Consider the following 1362-nt stretch of genomic DNA (forward strand, 5'->3'; position numbering starts at 1 on the left):
TGGTCGGCGAGGATGCGGACCACCTCGACGATGGTCGGCGACTTGAGAAAGCTGAGCTTGCGGGTGTGGAAGTGGTAGAGCAGGGCCCCGAACGGCTCGGGACGCAGCGCCACTCCGGGGTGCAGGCGCCAGCCGGCGTCGAGATCGAAGGCCGCGGGCGCGGCGTCCTGTCCGGCGCCGGCCGGCGCTGCTGCGGAGGTCATGTCAGTAGACCCCACACATACCGTCGATCGAGACCTCCTCGATGAGGGCCTCCTCCAGCACTACCTCGGTGTTCTGGGTGTTCTCCACGGCGGTTCCTCTCGTCAACGCGGTTGGGTTCCTCACCACTCCAGGTGAGACCTGCATCATATTGGCACCTAGTGCCAATTGCAATGGTCAATGCACGGTCCGCGTCCGGGATGGCTCTAGGCTTGTCGATCATGGGAATGACGGAGTCTGACGACAGTCGCGTCCCCGGGCGACGACCGTCCACGACGCGCGCCTCGATCGTGGCGGTGGCGTTGAGGCTGTTCGCGCGCCAGGGATACGACGCGACCAGCGTCGACGAGATCGCCGAGGCCGCACACATCTCCCGGCGGACCCTCTTCCGGTACTTCCCGGGGAAGGCGGCGATCGCGTGGGGCGAGTTCGACGTGCAGATGGACGGGATGCGGCGACAGCTGGCCGAGATCCCCGGCTCGACCCCGCTCCGGGACGCGCTGGCGGACTCGCTCGTCGCGTTCAACACCTTCCCGGACTCCGAGACCCAGGTGCACCGCCTGCGGATGGGACTACTGCTCGGGGTGGACGAACTCCAGGCCCATTCGACGCTGATGTACGCGGACTGGCGGAGGGCCGTCGCGGAGTTCGTGGCCGCGCGTCGCGGGGAGACCGTGCACGATCTGATCCCGGCCGCCACGGCTCACGCCGCGCTCGGGATCGCCCTCTCGGCGTACCGGCGCTGGGTCGACGAGCCCGACGCCGACCAGGCCCGGCTCCACGAACTCCTCAGGCAGGGGACGTGCATCCTCGCCTGAGGCCGGACGGAGAGCCCGGACATCACACCTGGCGAGCGGCGATCCCGTTCAGCACCTCGGCGAGCTGTTCGGGGATGGACACCATGGCCATGTGCCCTGAGTCGAGGAACACCGTGCCACCGCCGACCAGGTCGGCGGAACGAGCCTGCAGTTCAGGCGTGTAGCACGTGTCGCGGGTGAGCCGGATATAGGTCCGGGGCACGTCCACGGCCAGGCCACTGAGATCAACGGGTTCCGACAACAGGGCCGCGGCGTCCTCGACCACCTGCCCGATGGTCCACTGCGTCTGCTCCGGGGTCATGTCGTTGCACAGCATCGCGGGGACGGCGGCGGGGTCCTGGCG

Annotated in this window: 4 protein-coding genes; 1 reads left to right on the plus strand and 3 read right to left on the minus strand. The window is 68.5% G+C overall.

The features are described 5' to 3' along the window. On the minus strand, positions 1-203 hold a 203-nt coding region (mftB, locus tag G6017_RS05110), incomplete at its 3' end, for a mycofactocin biosynthesis chaperone MftB (protein WP_182616237.1). A gap of 1 nt (position 204) precedes the next feature. After that, positions 205-330, minus strand: a complete 126-nt coding sequence (mftA, locus tag G6017_RS05115; protein WP_422110512.1) for a mycofactocin precursor MftA — start codon at positions 328-330, stop codon at positions 205-207. Between the two features lie 98 nt (positions 331-428). Between mftA and mftR the strand changes: the two genes are divergently transcribed. Next, on the plus strand, positions 429-1019 hold the full coding sequence (mftR, locus tag G6017_RS05120) for a mycofactocin system transcriptional regulator MftR (RefSeq protein ID WP_179525886.1): 591 nt from the start codon (positions 429-431) through the stop codon (positions 1017-1019). A gap of 22 nt (positions 1020-1041) precedes the next feature. Here mftR and G6017_RS16700 read toward each other — a convergent pair. Continuing rightward, a partial coding sequence (locus tag G6017_RS16700) for an alpha/beta fold hydrolase (protein WP_524536249.1) occupies positions 1042-1362 on the minus strand: 321 nt, incomplete at its 5' end.

The sequence above is a fragment of the Dietzia sp. B44 genome (genome assembly GCF_014145245.1).
GTDB classification, from domain to species: Bacteria; Actinomycetota; Actinomycetes; order Mycobacteriales; family Mycobacteriaceae; genus Dietzia; species Dietzia natronolimnaea.

Coding starts and splice junctions, on each gene's coding strand:
- mftR (WP_179525886.1), top strand. CDS start 429: ATGACGGAGTCTGACGACAGTCGCGTCCCCGGGCGACGACCGTCCACG.